This window comes from Microbispora hainanensis (genome assembly GCF_036186745.1).
Classification (GTDB): Bacteria; Actinomycetota; Actinomycetes; order Streptosporangiales; family Streptosporangiaceae; genus Microbispora.
The window spans coordinates 6,864,597-6,878,221 of sequence record NZ_CP108086.1 but is presented as its reverse complement, the minus strand read 5'-3'; the positions used below and the strand labels follow the sequence as shown (position 1 = coordinate 6,878,221).

Here is a 13,625-nt window from a genome sequence, read left to right as displayed (position 1 = left end):
GACAGACTGTGAACTCTGGACAACGTCCGTGAGATCCCTCTAACGTTCCTGATGGTAATCATAAGCATGATTACCATCATGAGCTTCAGGAGGAAAGATGGGCGGACCCAGGCGCGCCTCGTTGCGGCGGGGCGTTCCGGCGGCACTGGCGGTCGCCGGCGTGCTCATCCTGGCGGCGTGCGGCGGTGGCGGCACGGCGGACGACGGCGCCGCGGCGAACGGCGGCGCGGCGGCGAACGGCGGGCTGCCGTCCGAGATAACGGTCATGGCGATCAAGGACGAGACCGGGGCGGTCGCCTTCACCGGCCTGTCCACGCTGAAGGGCATCGACCTCGCCGTCGAGCAGATCAACAACGAGAGGTTCCTGGGCGACACGAAGCTGGTCGTGGAGAACCGCGACCCGGCGGGCAAGGCGCAGACCGCCGCCAGCATGGTCACGGCGGCGATCCAGGACCAGAAGTACGCCGCGATCCTCGGGCCGGTGGCGAGCGACCAGGCCGCGGCCGCCTCGCCGATCGCCGAGCGCGGAAAGATGCCGATCATCTACACGCAATCGGGCAGCGAAGGCGTCGTCATCGGTGAGTACACCTTCCGGGCCACTCCGCCGATGACGAGCTACTACCCGGTGATCGGCGACTACATCAAGTCCAAGAACATCAGGTCTCTCGGCGTCGTCTACAACACGTCGCTGCCCACGCTCAAGGAGGTCGCCGAGAAGGTGCTGCCTTCGATCGGTGAGCAGGTCGGATACAAGGTCACCGCGAGCGTGGCCGTGCAGATGACGACCCAGGACTTCTCCGCGCCCATCTCCCAGGTGCTGAAGACCAAGCCGGACGCGGTCGCGTTGCTGCTGGTCGGCGGGCAGAACCCGACGGGGATGCGGCAGCTGCGGCAGGCCGGGTTCGAGGGGCCGGTCCTCGGCAACACGGCCGCCGGTGCGGGGAACCTCAAGCCGGCCGGCGAGGACGGCGCCGGGATGGCCTGGCCGACGGACTTCCACCCGGACCAGCCGGGCGAGTCGTCGCGGAAGTTCGTCGAGCTCTACAAGGCGAAGTACGGCGAGGAGCCGCTGAACTACGCGGCCGAGGGCTACGACTCGGTCTGGTGGCTGGCCAGGGCCGTCAAGGAGGCGGGCGGCGCGTCGCGCGACGCCATCAAGAAGGGTCTCGACGCGGTGGCCGCCCAGGGCTTCGACGGAGCTATGGGCAAGATCGCGTTCGAGGGCCGGGACATGCGCCTCACCGGAACGGTGGTCGAGTGGAACGGCACGGAGGAGGTGCTCGCCGGCTCGGCCTCCTGACCGGGAGCGGGCGGCGGACTCCGCCCGGCTCGCCGCCCGCCCCCTCCGGCACCGCGCGGGTGACCCATCTGGAATCCGGTCTTCCGCGAACCCTGGACACGACCTGCCAGAACACATACCCTACCGCCTAATAATCATAATCATAAACATAGAACGGCCCTGGAGGTCCGGGTGAATCGAGAAGGGATCGCGTTGACACGCAGGAGAGGGCTCGCTCTTCTGGGGGACACCACGCTCGCCGGCCTGGACGCCGTGGCCGTCGAGGGCTTCGAGGGCGCTCGGCACGCTGACCTTCGAGAACCGCGGCCTGCGGCCTCCCGGCGTGCCGGTCCAGTGGGACGGCGCCGGGGAAATCCTGCTCCCCTCCAAGGCCTGAGAGGCGCACGTGCGACGCTGCGACAGCGCGAAACGGGGTGAATCCCCGTGCTCCAAGATCTGATCAACGCCCTGTCGCTCGGGTCGATCTATCTGCTCTTCGCACTCGGGATGAGCCTCGTCTGGGGCACCATCGGCATCCTCAACTTCGCCCACGGCGCGATCTTCATGTTCGCCGCCTTCGCGTCCTACGTCATCGTCGAGCAGGTGCGGCTCCCCATGCTCGCGTTGATCGTGATCGGCGCCCTGGTGGGCGCGGCGCTCTCGGTGGCGGTCCAGGTGCTGGCCTTCCAGCCGATCCTGCAGCGCGCCAAGGACCTGCGCAGCGGGGAGATGCAGATCCTCATCGGCGGCATCGGCGTCGCCGCGATCCCGCTGGCCGTCGCCGAGGAGGAGACCGGCAGCAACCCCTTCGGCTTCTCCGCGTCCAGCTACGCGACGAAGACCTACGTCCTGCTGGGCTTCCGGATCACCAACACCCAGATCCTGGTGGTCGCCGCGGCCTTGCTCATCGCGGTCGCCGTGATCGCCTGGCTGCGCATGTCGCGGTCCGGCCTGGCGCTGCGGTCGCTCGGCGTCGACCCGGAGACGGCCTCGCTGATGGGCGTCAACCGGCGGGTGCTCGGACTGGGCAGCATGGCCGTCGCCGGAGCCCTGGCCGGGTTCGCCGGGGTGATGCTCACCTACCATCTCGGCGCGATCACGCCGGACAGCGGCGACACCTTGCTGATCAAGGCGTTCGCCGCGGTGATCCTCGGCGGCGTCGGCAGCATGGCGGGGGTCGTCGTCGGGTCCTACGTGCTGGCCCTCGCCGAGACGATCGTGCTGACCCAGACCTCCGGCCTGTGGGTGGACGCGGTCTCGTTCGGCGTGATCCTCGCCGTCCTCCTGTTCAAGAGCGAGGGGCTCTTCGGCCGCAAAGAGGTGCGCCGGACATGACGGCCTGGTACGACAGCAACATCATCCTGATCCAGTCCACGTTCGTCGGACTGCTCACCGCCCTGAGCCTGCAGGTGCCCATCCGCTTCGGCGTCTTCTCCTTCGCGGGGGTCGGCTGTTACGGCGTCGGCGCGTACACCACGGCGATCATCGTCATCCGCCTCGGCTGGCCGGCACCGCTCGCCATGGGCGCGGGCATGCTGCTGGCCGCGGTGACGGGCTATCTGCTCGCGCTGGTCCTCAGCCGGCTCGGCGGCCTCTACCTCGGCATGGCCACCATCGCGTTCGACCTGATCGTCACGGTGGTCGTGGCCAACGGAGGCGAGCTGACCGGCGGCCCCAGCGGCCTGTTCGGCGCGATCTCGGACGTGGGCACCGTGCACGTGGCGCTGACCTCGCTGGTCGTCGTCGTGCTGCTCGCGCTCAGCGAGCGCGGCCGGTTCGGCCGCCGGGTGGAGGCGGTGCGCGAGGACCCCGAGCTCGCCGCCGCGATGGGCGTGGAGGTCCGCTACTACCGGCAGCTCGCCTTCGTGATCAGTGCGCTGCTCGGCGCCTGCGCCGGCGGGTTCAACGTGCTGCTGCGCACCACCATCGCCCCCACCGACATCGGCTTCTCCTTGGTGACCCTCGCCCTCACGATGATCATCGTGGGCGGGTCGCGCTCCTGGGCCGGGGCGTTCATCGGTGCGGTGATCTTCACCTGGCTGCCCAGCGTGCTGGAGTTCTCCGGCCAGTTCCAGAAGGTGATCTACGGCGTGATCGTGGCGCTCGCGGCCATCTGGGTGCCGGGCGGTCTGATCGGTGTCGTCACCGACGCCTACCGTTCCTGGCAGCGTTCCCGCAGGGCGGCCGGACCGGGGGACGCCGGACCGGATGACGGGGACCGCAGGACGGCGTCCCCGCGAGCGGAGGGGACGCCCGCATGACAGGCGAGCCGATGACGGGGAATCGGGCGAGTGGCGCCCCGCTGCTCCAGGTGAGGGACGCCGCCGTCCACTTCGGGGGAGTGAAGGCCGTGGACGGCCTGTCCATCGAGCTCACCGAGGGCAAGATCTTCGGGATTCTGGGCCCCAACGGCTCCGGCAAGAGCACCCTGCTGGCGGCGATCACCCGGTTCGTGGAGCTGACGGCCGGCGCGCTCCTCCTGGACGGGGAGGAATACCACACCCTCCCGGCCGCACGGGTCGCGCGGCGCGGCGTCGCCCGAACGTTCCAGACCGTACGGCTGCTGCCCGGCCTGACCGTCGAGGAGAACATCCGGCTCGGCGCCGACCGGGCCGGCGGGCGGGGCGGCGCGGACGGCGTGCGCGAGGCCATCGAGCGCACGGGGCTGAACGGCCTGGAGCGGCACCGGCCCGGCGAGCTCTCGTACGGCGTGCAGCGGCGGGTGGAGATCGCCCGCGCGATCGTCGCCCGGCCGAGGCTGCTGCTGCTCGACGAGCCCACGGCCGGCATGAACCAGTCGGAGCGGCAGGAGGTCTCGGCCCTGATGCGCGAGCTGCAGAAGGAGGGCCTGACACAGCTGATCGTCGAGCACGACGTCCAGATGATGGTCGACACCTGCGACCACCTGTTCGCGATGAACTTCGGCAAGCTGATCGCGCAGGGTGATCCGGCGGGCGTCGTACGGGAGCCGGCGGTGCGCGAGGCGTACCTGGGAAAGCGGTGGAGCCAGCATGTTTGAGATCCGGGACCTGCACGTCAGCTACGGCAAGGTCACCGCGGTGCGCGGCATGACGCTGTCGGCGGAGCCGGGCAAGGTCACCTTGGTCCTCGGCGCCAACGGAGCGGGCAAGACGACCACGCTGCGGTCGGCCGCCGGCCTGCACAAGCCCGACTCGGGCTCCGTCGTCCTGGACGGGGAGACGATCACGGGCCTGCCGGCACACAAGATCGTCAAGCGCGGGCTGGTCCTGGTGCCCGAGGGCCGCCGCGTCTTCGCCCCGTTGACCGTCATGGAGAACCTCCGGATGGGCGGCTACACCACGGCCCGCGGGGAGACCGGCGCCATCCTGGACCGCGTCTTCGAGATGTTCCCGGTGCTCAAGGAGCGCCAGGACGGGGCCGCCGGGCTCCTGTCCGGCGGCGAGCAGCAGATGCTCGCCTTCGGCCGGGCCCTCATGGCCAAGCCGAAGATCATGATGCTGGACGAGCCGTCGATGGGCCTGGCCCCGACCATGGTCGACACGGTGCTCGGCAGCATCCGCGCCATGGCCGACTCGGGCATCGGGGTGCTGATGGTCGAGCAGAACGCCGAAGCCGGCCTGGAGGTCGCCGATGACGTCGCCGTCGTCGCCCGCGGCGAGGTCGTCTTCAGCGGCACGGCCAAGGACGCCCGCTCCAATTCATCGGTCCTGCGCGCCTTCCTCGGCGAGGCGGCGCTGGTCTCGGAGAGCTGATCCGGTACGGCGAGGGCGAGGGCATGCCCCGGCCTCGCCGTACCGTGACCGAACTGGAAGGAGCGCACACGCGTATGGGCCGGGTGGGCATCGACGACATAGAAGACCTGCGGTCACTGCGGCTCGACGCCGACGGCCGGCATGAGCTGCTGACCGCGCAGAGCGAGTGCACCTTCGTCTTCACCGCCGCGGAGGGCTGGCCCGCCGGGGTCGTCATGAGCTTCCTGTACGAGGAGGGCCGTTTCTGGCTGACCGCGGTGCGGGGACGCGCGCACGCCGAGGCGATCGGCAGAGACCCGCGGGTGACGCTCGTCGTCTCCAACTCGGGGACCACGCTCCCCGGCCGCCGCATGCTGGCCGTACGCGGCATCGCCCTGCGGCGGGACGACGAGGAGACCAAGCGGCGGATGCTGCCGCGCCTGGCGGCGAAGCTGGCGCCCGGCGATCCCGCCGCGATGGTCCGGCTGCTGGACAGTCCCAACCGGGTGATCTTCGAGGTGCATCCGGTGAAGATCGCCGTCAGCCATGACTCGCGCAAGATGCCGGGCGACGGCCGCGGCGGTTCGGGCTCCGCCGGACGGGCCGATTCCAAGGAGTGATCGGACAGTGGAGAACCAGACCGTGACGACGGACGGCGGCGGATTCCGCGCCGTGGCGGACCCCGACCTGTCGGCCCGTGTGGCGCAGTTGCTGTACGCCTACGCTCGGGCGGTGGACGAGGGCGACGTGGACGCGCTCGGCGAGCTGATCGCCGACGATGTGGCGATCACGCGCGTCGACGGCACGCACACCGGCAGGGAGCCCTTTCTCGACGTCTACCGGGCCTTCCGCGACTCGCCGACGCTGGGCAGCAAGCACATGATCACCAACGTGCGGGCCTATCCGGAGGACGGCGGCCTGGTCCGTGCCGAGGCGTACTTCCAGGCGGTGATGTTCGACCCGGACGGCACCCGCTTCGTGATCGGCCGATACTCCGACTCGCTGCGCGAGGTGGGCGGTGAGCTGCGGTTCGCGCACAAGCGGATCATGGTCGAGCGGGTGGCCGCCGTCGGCGGGACCCGGGAGTGGACCGGGGCCGCCCCCGCCTGAGCCACGGGACGTATGCCCCGCCGGCGGACGCGGAAGCCGCTCCACCGGCGGTGGCGGTCAGGGGGGCGCGCTGTCAGGCGCCGCGTGAGGCGCGGGCGGCGGCGCGGCCCGCGCGGTAGCCGAAGACCAGGGCGGGCCCGAGGGTGCCGCCCGCGCCGCCGTAGACCATGCCGGTGACGCCCGCCATCGCGTTGCCCGCGGCGAACAGGCCGGGGATCACGGCGCCGTCGACGCCGAGCCGCCGAGCGCGTTGTAGTTGGCGGCCTCGTTGGCGAAGCGGCGGCCGGTGCGGTTGACCATGATGGACCGCGGCAGCGTCCGCTCGCGCAGCACGAGGCTGACCGCCTGCTCGCCGTAGTTCCGCTGGCCCGGAAGCTCGACGACGGGCACCCACCACGCCTCGCGCATGTTGCCGAGCATCGCGCCGGCCTTCATCGCCATCCGCAGCCCGTCGCCGGTGTTGGCGGGCACGCCTGCGGGTGTGTCGATCGGGCCGCGCAGGAAGTCGCGGACCAGGTCACGCGGTCCCATTCGAAGCCGCCGGTGGCGAGGATGACCGCCCGGTCCGCGCCGACCTCGAACTCGCCGTCCCCGCCCTCGAACCGTACGCCGGTCACCGCGCCGTCGCTGATCACCAGCTCGCGGCCGCGGCGTACGGGTTCACGGGGATCCAGGCGACGCCGCTCGACAGGCAGGTGGTGCCGCCGATCAACCGGCTCTTTTCGTACAAACCGACCGAGGCGCCGGACTCGGCGGCGGCGAGCGCGGCGATGAGCCTCGCCGCGCCGGTGCCGAGCACGATCACATCGAAAACGCGTGTTCAGCCGCGCGCCCCCTCCACCGCCGGCGATCGGAGGGAGGCGACGCCGGGGTCCGGTGAGCCGGAGCGTCCGTGTGGGAGGTGTGGAGGGCGGCGGGAGGCCGCGCGCCGATGGCTGCTTCCACGTGCATCTCTTCTCTCGGGAGGACCCCTAACTATGGTAATGATTACTTTGGTTATGGGAAGAGGAGAGAGGCCGGCGCGATGGAGAGCAGCCGGAGCCGTGAGTCGTCGTGACCGGTGCGGCGCGGGGCATCGGCCGGGCGATCGCCGCGCGATTCGCCGAGGAGGGGCATCCCGTGGTCGGGGTCGACCTCGACGGCGTCACGCTGCCCTTGGACGGCGGCTGGCCGGCCAGGGGGCTGCCCGCCCCCGCGGAGTACGCCTGAAAGCTCGGTGGGTGCCGTTACGCGCTGCCGGGCTCCCGCCCGGCGCGCACTGCTCTCCTTCGCTCTATCCTTCGAGCGGCGTGTTCGCAAACTATAATAATGATTATATAAGATGGGAGTGGGGGTAAGGAGGCGGGAAACGATGGGAAGTGGCAATGGCGCCTCGCCGCACGCCGGGGCTGTCGAGGAGAACGCCGGGGGCGGGATCGCGCCCGCTTGTGATCTGGCCGCCCATGCGGGCGGGGTGGACGAACAATGCCTCGCGGCCGTGGCGTGGCCCGCGTCGCCGCACGCGCCGACCGTCCTGGTCCCGCTCGGATCGACGGGGCGGTCCGGCACGTGCCTGCCGCCGCAGACCGACACGGTGATCTCGACGGCGGTGGCACGGGCCACGGCCGCCCGCCTGCGCCGGGTGTGCCCGGAGGAATCCGTGGTCGTGGCGCCCGCCATCGCGTACGGTGCGGGGGACGACCACCTCGGCGCGCGTCCCGGCTCCGACGGGGACGCTCGCGCGAACTTCCCGGGCGTCATGTCCATCGGGACCGACACGCTCCAGCTTCTGCTGGTGGAGCTGATCCGGTCGCTGTCACGCTGGGCCGGGCGAACCGTGATCATCAATGGCTGCGACGGCAACCTGGACGCGGTCGCAGCCGCGGTCGTGCAGTCGCGGCACGAAGGGCGCGACGCGGCCTGGGTGCCCTGTACGGCCGAGAACGGCGACCTGCCCGCCGGTCACGTCACGACCTCGCTCATGCTGCACCTCGCCCCCGGCCTGGTGAGCCCGGTCGAGGCCCGGCCGATGTCCCGGCGCTCGTCCGGAGACGTCGCCGTCCTCGGTAACCACGCGACGGCCACCGCCGAGGACGGCCGCCGGTTGCTCGGTCGGATCGCCGGCGACCTGGCGGCCCGCATCCGGAGCGGGCGCGTGTGCCACACCGGACGTCTGCTGGAGGCGGACGGCGACGCGGCCCCCGTGCCTCACCGGCCGGGCGTCCGCCCGCATGTCACGCGGAAGTAACACCCGCGCAAGCCTGGACATCGGCCCGGCGCAAACCTATCTTGGGAAAACCAATTCATGCTTATCATTTGCATACTTGGAGCGACCGATGTCACTTCGGCTCAGATGGGCTCGCGGCGCGGGCATCACGATGATCGCCGGACTGTCGCTGGTGGCGGCCGCCTGCGGAAGCGGCGGCGAGAACACGGCGGCTGAGTCGGCGGGGGAGGGAAAGCTGCCGGCCGAGATCAAGCTCGTCGGCGTCCGCGACACCACCGGGCCGGTCGCCTACGCCGGTCTGGGCGCGGTGAAGGGCACGCAGCTCGCGGTGGAGGAGATCAACAACAGCAACTTCCTCGGCGAAGGCGTGAAGATCACGGTCACCGAGAAGGACAGCGCCAACAGCATCGAGACGGCGTCCAGCGAGGTCACCAGCGCGATCGCCGACAGCGGCGTCGCGGCCATTCTCGGGCCCGCCGCGGGCCAGCAGGCGGCGGCGGTGGCCCCGGTCGCCGAGCGCAGCAGGACGCCGATCGTGTTCACCCAGGCCGGCTCCGACGGCGTCGTGATCGGCAAGTACACCTTCCGTGCCACGTCCCCGATGGACACCTACTACCACCTCGCCACCGAATATCTGGCGGCCAAGGGCCTGAAGAATGTCACCGTCCTCTACAACGCCACGTTCCCGACCTTCGCCCAGCTCGCGGAGAAGACGATGCCGGACCTCGCGGGCAAGAGCGGCCTCACCGTCGTCTCCAGCACCGCCGTACAGGCCACGACGCAGGACTTCACCTCGCCGACGCGGCTGATCGCGGAGAAGAAGCCGGATGCGGCGCTGTTCTTCCTCACCGCCCCGCAGTCGGTGACCGCGCTGAAGCAGCTGCGGCAGGCAGGATACGACGGCCTGGTCCTCGGCACCTCGGTGCAGGGCGGCGGCAACCTCAAGAGCGCGGGGGAGTACGGCAAGGGGGTCGTCTACCCGACCGACTTCTCGCCCGCGCAGAGCCAGGGCAAGGCGGCGGAGTTCATCAAGAACTTCCAGGCCAAGTTCAACGCGCTCCCCGACCAGTACGCGGCCGAGGGATACGACGCGGCGTGGTGGCTCGCCCGGGCCATCAAGGCGTCCGGATCGGCCACCCGTGACGGGATCCAGCAGGGCTTGGCCAAGGTCGCCGCGGAGGGCTTCGAGGGCGCCATGGGACGGCTCGGCTTCGACGGCAACGACATGCGCGTCCCCGGCGTACTCGTCGAATGGGATGGCGAGGCCGAGAAGGTCGTGACCACCACTCCGTGATCGGCGAGTTCGGCCACCGATGCTCCTGGCCGGCAGCCCATGCGCGCCGGCCATGAGCACAGTGGACCGGCGTCCGGAAGAAAGGAAGGTGCCGTGCTGCAGGACGTGTTCAACGCGGTCGTGCTCGGCTCCATCTACTTGCTGTTCGCGCTGGGAATGGCGCTCGCCTGGGGCACCATCGGCGTCCTCAACTTCGCGCACGGCGCGACGTTCATGTTCTCGGCCTTCGCCGCGCATCTCGTGGCGGACCGCGTCGCCCTGCCGGCGCCGCTGATCGTCGTGCTCGCCGCGGCCGTCGGCGCGCTCATCTCCTGCCTGGTGCAGGCGCTGGTCTTCCAGTCGATCCTCGGGCGAGCGCGCAATCCCCGGGCCGCGGAGATGCAGATCCTGATCGCGGGCATCGGCGTGGCGGTCATCCCCCTGGCGATCGCCCAGCGCCTCACCAACGGCGCGCCGTTCGGATTCGGCTCGGCGGCCGAGCAGGCGCAGGTCTACCAGGTCGGCGGGCTGCGCCTGACCACGATGGCGCTGGTCGTCATCGTCGTCGGGCTCGGGCTGGGCATCGGGCTGGCCTGGTGGCTCAAGGCGTCCAAGCGCGGGCTCGCCCTGCGCTCCATCGGCGTGGACCCCGAGACGGCCTCCCTCATGGGCGCGAACCGCACCTCTCTCGCCCTGGGCACGATGGCCGTGGCGGGGGCGCTGGCCGGTCTGGCCGGGGCGCTGCTGACCTACCAGCTCGGTGCGATCTCCGCGGAGACCGGCGACGTTCTGCTGATCAAGGCGTTCGCCGCCATCGTGCTCGGCGGGCTCGGCAGCCAGGCCGGTGTCATCGCGGGCGCGTACTTCATCGCCATCGCGGAGACGTTCGTGATCGTCAACAACTGGGGCACCTGGGCGGACGCGGTCTCCTTCGGACTGATCTTCCTCATGCTGCTGGTCCGGCCGCAGGGGCTGTTCGGCCGCCGGGAGGTGCGGCGCACATGAGCGACTGGTACATGGCCAACATTGTGCTCGTCCAGAGCACGATGACCACCTTCCTGCTGGCTCTGAGCATCCAGCTTCCGCTGCGGGTCGGGGTCTTCTCCTTCGCCGGTGTCGGCTGCTACGGCATCGGCGGCTACGCGGCCGCCATCTGCATGACCCGGCTGGAGATGCCGACCTGGCCGTCGATCGCGGTGGGAACGCTCCTCGCCGGCGTGGCCGGCTGCCTGCTCGGGCTGCTGATCCAGCGACTGAACGGGCTGTATCTGGGCATGGCGACCATCGCCTTCACCCTCATCATCGCCATCCTGGCGGTGAACGGCGGGAGCCTCACCGGCGGGGCGGCCGGCCTGTTCGGCGCGCTCGGCGATCTCACCACGGGGAGCATCCTCGCCGTCACCCTGGTGGTCGTCGTGGTCTTCGCCCTCTCGGAGACGGGCGGCCTGGGGCGGCGGATCGACGCGGTGCGCGAGGACCCCGAGCTCGCCGCGGCGATGGGCGTCGACGTGTCCCGCTACCGCCGGATGTCCTTCCTGGTGAGCGGGCTGGTGGGCGGCCTGTCCGGCGCGCTCACGATCCTGCTGCGCTCCAGCATCACCCCGGCGGAGGTCAACTTCCAGCTCGTCGTCCTCGCGCTGACCGTGATCGTCGTCGGCGGGTTCCGATCCTGGGCCGGTGCCCTCATCGGCGCGGTGATCTTCGTGTGGCTGCCGAAGGCGCTGGACTTCGTGGGGGAGTGGGAGACCGTCGTCTACGGCGTCGTCGTGGTCCTGGCCGCCCTCTATCTGCCGGGCGGCGTGCTCGGCCTCGCCACCGGCCTCTTTCGCAGGCTGCGCAGCGGGCGCCGCGGCGGTGCGGCCGACGGTGAGCAGGGCGCGGGCGGGCCGGGCGCGGGCCCCGGCGCCGTAACAGGTCGTGAGTTCGACGAACTCGCCGTACCCGGGGAGGGCCGCTGACATGACCGCCGTCCACGCGACGACGAAACCGGAGGTCCCGGTCCTCGAGGTCCGCGACCTGGCCGTGCACTTCGGAGGGGTCAAGGCGGTCGACGGGCTGTCGTTCTCGCTCACCGCCGGCAAAATCTTCGGGGTGCTCGGCCCGAACGGATCGGGCAAGAGCACGATGCTCGCCGCCGTCACGCGGCTGGTCCGGCTGACCCGCGGCGAGCTGCTGTTCGGCGGCGAGCCGTACCATCACGAGCCGCCCAGGGCGATGGCCGGGCGCGGCATCGCGCGCACCTTCCAGACCGTACGGCTCCTGGAGGACCGCACCGTGCGGGAGAACGTGCTGCTCGCCACGGACGACCACCTCATCAGGGGCCGCGCCGCCCGCCGGGCCGTCGCGGAACGGGTCGACCAGGCCATCGAGCGCATCGGGCTCACGAAGGTGCAGAGCCTGCGCCCCACCGAGCTCTCGTACGGCATGCAGCGGCGGGTGGAGATCGCCCGGGCGATCGCGATGAACCCCCGCCTGCTGCTCCTCGACGAGCCCACGGCGGGCATGAACCGGCAGGAGCGCGAGGACATCTCGGCATTGATGCGCGGGCTCCAGGCCGAGGGGCTGACCCAGCTCATCATCGAGCACGACGTTCAGATGATGGTGGACACCTGCGATCATCTTTTCGCGATGACCACGGGCAAGCTGATCGCGGAAGGCGAGCCGCGGGCCGTGGTCCGCCACCCGGCGGTGCAGGAGGCGTACCTCGGCAGCCGGCACGGCCGCGGGCACGCGCAGGCGTGAGAAGACGTGCGGGCCCCCGGCGGAGCGTTCGCCGGGGGCCCGCACGTGACCGGACGCTACTCGGGGGCGGCGAACGTCGGCTTGCGCTTTTCGAGGAAGGCCGTGGCGCCCTCGATCATGTCCTCACTGCCGATGGCCTGGATGAGCATGCCCACGCCGTTGCTGAAGGAGTCGCGCGCGGCGTTCCACCAGATGTTCGAGCTGATCTTCGCGATCTCGAGGTAGCGGGGGCTGAGCGCGGCGAGCTCCTCACACCACGCGCGGGCGGTCGCCTCGACCTGGTCGTCGTCCACGACCGCGTTGACCAGGCCCATGTCGAGCGCCTGCTCGGCGGAGTAGCGGCGGCACAGCAGCGACAGCTCCTTGGCGCGCTTCTCGCCGATCTGGACGCCCATGACGTTCGTCGCCCCGGTCACCGGTGCGCTGCCGACGCGCGGGCCGGTCTGGCCGAACGTGGCCGAGCGCCCGGCCACGGCCAGGTCGCACGCGACGATAAGCTCGTTGCCGCCGCCGGCCGCGGGGCCGTTGACCGCCGCGATCACCGGACGCGGGCAACCACGCACCGCGTCGAACAGCTTCAGTGAGGCGCTGTACAGTCGACGCATCTCGCTCTTCGTCGGCCGGCTGAGGTTGCTCAGCGCGCCGCCGGCGCAGAAGCTCCCGCCTTCGCCGGTCACCACCACCGCCCGGTAGGCGGCGGCATCGTCCAGGATCTCGGCGATCTCGCGGGCCATCGCCTCGTCGTACGCGTTCCGCCGCTCGGGCCTGTTCAACCGGATCCACAAGGCGGAGCCGACGACCTCTGTCTTGACGCTTGTCACAGCAACTGCCTCACAGGAACAAGGAGGGATGGGAGCGGCCCCGCGTGCCCGCGCCCACCGTCGTCGGCGCGGCCGGCCACGGTGGCGGCCACGGTGGCGGCCACGGTGCCGGCCACGGACGGCGTGCCGGGTGCCTGTCCGTACGTCGGCTGGGCGGCTTCGGGGCGATGGCTCATTCCGTGACGCTGATGGCGCGCTCGGGGCAGCTCTGCTGAGCGAGGACCGCGGCGTCCTGAAGGTCGGCGGGGATCTCATCGATGACGACAAGCGCCTGACCGTCCTCCTCCCGTGGCTGGAAGATCTCCGGGTTGGTCATGTAGCAGACCCCGTGCCCCTGGCAGACGTTCAGGTCGACGGACACCCGCATGGCTCCTCCTCGTGGCCGCAATCGGCGCTGGGTTATTGACATCCGAATTCAGTATAACCATGATTACCATATGCCGGAAGCCTTCGAAAGGAAGAGTGCATCTGATGAGCCGAT

At 70.6% G+C, this 13,625-nt stretch carries 18 protein-coding genes; 13 read left to right on the top strand and 5 right to left on the bottom strand.

Annotated features, from left to right (window positions below; genetic code table 11):
* Positions 1-97: 97 nt before the first annotated feature.
* The 7 genes from OHB01_RS31675 to OHB01_RS31645 all read left to right on the top strand — a co-directional run bounded on the left by OHB01_RS31675 (position 98) and on the right by OHB01_RS31645 (position 6,102).
* The gene (locus tag OHB01_RS31675; RefSeq protein WP_147944173.1) at positions 98-1,300 is read left to right on the top strand and encodes an ABC transporter substrate-binding protein; all 1,203 of its coding nucleotides are present in this window, start codon (positions 98-100) and stop codon (positions 1,298-1,300) included.
* A 423-nt stretch (positions 1,301-1,723) separates the two neighbouring features.
* Positions 1,724-2,614 (top strand): branched-chain amino acid ABC transporter permease, encoded by an 891-nt coding sequence (locus OHB01_RS31670; protein WP_328854405.1) that lies wholly within the window; start codon positions 1,724-1,726, stop codon positions 2,612-2,614.
* Positions 2,611-3,540 (top strand): branched-chain amino acid ABC transporter permease, encoded by a 930-nt coding sequence (locus OHB01_RS31665; RefSeq protein WP_147944171.1) that lies wholly within the window; start codon positions 2,611-2,613, stop codon positions 3,538-3,540. Before OHB01_RS31670 ends, OHB01_RS31665 begins: the two co-directional genes overlap by 4 nt.
* Before the next feature lie 11 nt (positions 3,541-3,551).
* A complete protein-coding gene (locus OHB01_RS31660; protein ID WP_147944170.1) occupies positions 3,552-4,298 on the top strand; it encodes an ABC transporter ATP-binding protein in 747 nt (248 codons plus the stop codon).
* Positions 4,291-5,013, top strand: a complete 723-nt coding sequence (locus tag OHB01_RS31655; RefSeq protein ID WP_147944169.1) for an ABC transporter ATP-binding protein — start codon at positions 4,291-4,293, stop codon at positions 5,011-5,013. The genes OHB01_RS31660 and OHB01_RS31655 overlap by 8 nt, the downstream gene beginning before the upstream one ends.
* A 74-nt stretch (positions 5,014-5,087) precedes the next feature.
* The gene (locus OHB01_RS31650; protein WP_147944214.1) at positions 5,088-5,612 is read left to right on the top strand and encodes a pyridoxamine 5'-phosphate oxidase family protein; all 525 of its coding nucleotides are present in this window, start codon (positions 5,088-5,090) and stop codon (positions 5,610-5,612) included.
* 7 nt (positions 5,613-5,619) lie between these two features.
* The gene (locus OHB01_RS31645) at positions 5,620-6,102 is read left to right on the top strand and encodes a nuclear transport factor 2 family protein (protein ID WP_328854404.1); all 483 of its coding nucleotides are present in this window, start codon (positions 5,620-5,622) and stop codon (positions 6,100-6,102) included.
* 73 nt (positions 6,103-6,175) lie between these two features.
* Here the strand turns inward: OHB01_RS31645 and OHB01_RS31640 are convergent, their stop codons facing one another.
* The 3 genes from OHB01_RS31640 to OHB01_RS31630 all read right to left on the bottom strand — a co-directional run bounded on the left by OHB01_RS31640 (position 6,176) and on the right by OHB01_RS31630 (position 6,901).
* Positions 6,176-6,322, bottom strand: a complete 147-nt coding sequence (locus OHB01_RS31640; protein WP_328854403.1) for a hypothetical protein — start codon at positions 6,320-6,322, stop codon at positions 6,176-6,178.
* Positions 6,319-6,633 (bottom strand): FAD-binding protein, encoded by a 315-nt coding sequence (locus OHB01_RS31635; RefSeq protein ID WP_222709608.1) that lies wholly within the window; start codon positions 6,631-6,633, stop codon positions 6,319-6,321. The genes OHB01_RS31640 and OHB01_RS31635 overlap by 4 nt, the downstream gene beginning before the upstream one ends.
* Before the next feature lie 100 nt (positions 6,634-6,733).
* Positions 6,734-6,901: an FAD-binding protein gene (locus tag OHB01_RS31630; protein ID WP_187280718.1), complete on the bottom strand. Its 168-nt coding sequence runs from the start codon at positions 6,899-6,901 to the stop codon at positions 6,734-6,736.
* Positions 6,902-7,155: 254 nt separating this feature from the next.
* On the opposite strand from OHB01_RS31630, the gene OHB01_RS31625 reads away from it, so the two are divergent.
* From OHB01_RS31625 to OHB01_RS31600, 6 genes are all read left to right on the top strand, one after another.
* Positions 7,156-7,311 (top strand): hypothetical protein, encoded by a 156-nt coding sequence (locus OHB01_RS31625; protein ID WP_222709607.1) that lies wholly within the window; start codon positions 7,156-7,158, stop codon positions 7,309-7,311.
* 142 nt (positions 7,312-7,453) lie between these two features.
* Positions 7,454-8,329, top strand: coding sequence for a creatininase family protein (locus tag OHB01_RS31620; RefSeq protein WP_328854402.1), 876 nt, complete (start codon positions 7,454-7,456; stop codon positions 8,327-8,329).
* A gap of 88 nt (positions 8,330-8,417) precedes the next feature.
* Positions 8,418-9,602: an ABC transporter substrate-binding protein gene (locus OHB01_RS31615; RefSeq protein WP_147944166.1), complete on the top strand. Its 1,185-nt coding sequence runs from the start codon at positions 8,418-8,420 to the stop codon at positions 9,600-9,602.
* Positions 9,603-9,695: 93 nt separating this feature from the next.
* Entirely contained in the window at positions 9,696-10,586 is an 891-nt protein-coding gene (locus OHB01_RS31610; protein ID WP_147944165.1) for a branched-chain amino acid ABC transporter permease, read from the top strand.
* Positions 10,583-11,539 carry a branched-chain amino acid ABC transporter permease gene (locus OHB01_RS31605; RefSeq protein ID WP_147944164.1) on the top strand — a complete coding sequence of 319 codons (957 nt, stop codon included), beginning with the start codon at positions 10,583-10,585 and terminating at the stop codon, positions 11,537-11,539. Before OHB01_RS31610 ends, OHB01_RS31605 begins: the two co-directional genes overlap by 4 nt.
* Position 11,540: 1 nt before the next feature.
* Positions 11,541-12,323 (top strand): ABC transporter ATP-binding protein, encoded by a 783-nt coding sequence (locus tag OHB01_RS31600; RefSeq protein WP_147944163.1) that lies wholly within the window; start codon positions 11,541-11,543, stop codon positions 12,321-12,323.
* A gap of 56 nt (positions 12,324-12,379) precedes the next feature.
* On the opposite strand, the gene OHB01_RS31595 is transcribed toward OHB01_RS31600, so the two are convergent.
* Positions 12,380-13,144 carry an enoyl-CoA hydratase/isomerase family protein gene (locus OHB01_RS31595; RefSeq protein WP_328854401.1) on the bottom strand — a complete coding sequence of 255 codons (765 nt, stop codon included), beginning with the start codon at positions 13,142-13,144 and terminating at the stop codon, positions 12,380-12,382.
* 172 nt (positions 13,145-13,316) lie between these two features.
* Complete coding sequence (locus OHB01_RS31590; RefSeq protein ID WP_147944161.1) at positions 13,317-13,511, bottom strand: ferredoxin; 195 nt, start codon at positions 13,509-13,511, stop codon at positions 13,317-13,319.
* Positions 13,512-13,625 lie beyond the last annotated feature (114 nt).

Bases quoted from the DNA above. Each gene is read 5' to 3' on its own strand.
- OHB01_RS31675 (WP_147944173.1), top strand. From the start codon at position 98: ATGGGCGGACCCAGGCGCGCCTCGTTGCGGCGGGGCGTTCCGGCGGCA.
- OHB01_RS31665 (WP_147944171.1), top strand. From the start codon at position 2,611: ATGACGGCCTGGTACGACAGCAACATCATCCTGATCCAGTCCACGTTC.
- OHB01_RS31660 (WP_147944170.1), top strand. From the start codon at position 3,552: ATGACGGGGAATCGGGCGAGTGGCGCCCCGCTGCTCCAGGTGAGGGAC.
- OHB01_RS31655 (WP_147944169.1), top strand. From the start codon at position 4,291: ATGTTTGAGATCCGGGACCTGCACGTCAGCTACGGCAAGGTCACCGCG.
- OHB01_RS31650 (WP_147944214.1), top strand. From the start codon at position 5,088: ATGGGCCGGGTGGGCATCGACGACATAGAAGACCTGCGGTCACTGCGG.
- OHB01_RS31635 (WP_222709608.1), bottom strand. From the start codon at position 6,633: ATGGGACCGCGTGACCTGGTCCGCGACTTCCTGCGCGGCCCGATCGAC.
- OHB01_RS31620 (WP_328854402.1), top strand. From the start codon at position 7,454: ATGGGAAGTGGCAATGGCGCCTCGCCGCACGCCGGGGCTGTCGAGGAG.
- OHB01_RS31615 (WP_147944166.1), top strand. From the start codon at position 8,418: ATGTCACTTCGGCTCAGATGGGCTCGCGGCGCGGGCATCACGATGATC.
- OHB01_RS31605 (WP_147944164.1), top strand. From the start codon at position 10,583: ATGAGCGACTGGTACATGGCCAACATTGTGCTCGTCCAGAGCACGATG.
- OHB01_RS31600 (WP_147944163.1), top strand. From the start codon at position 11,541: ATGACCGCCGTCCACGCGACGACGAAACCGGAGGTCCCGGTCCTCGAG.
- OHB01_RS31590 (WP_147944161.1), bottom strand. From the start codon at position 13,511: ATGCGGGTGTCCGTCGACCTGAACGTCTGCCAGGGGCACGGGGTCTGC.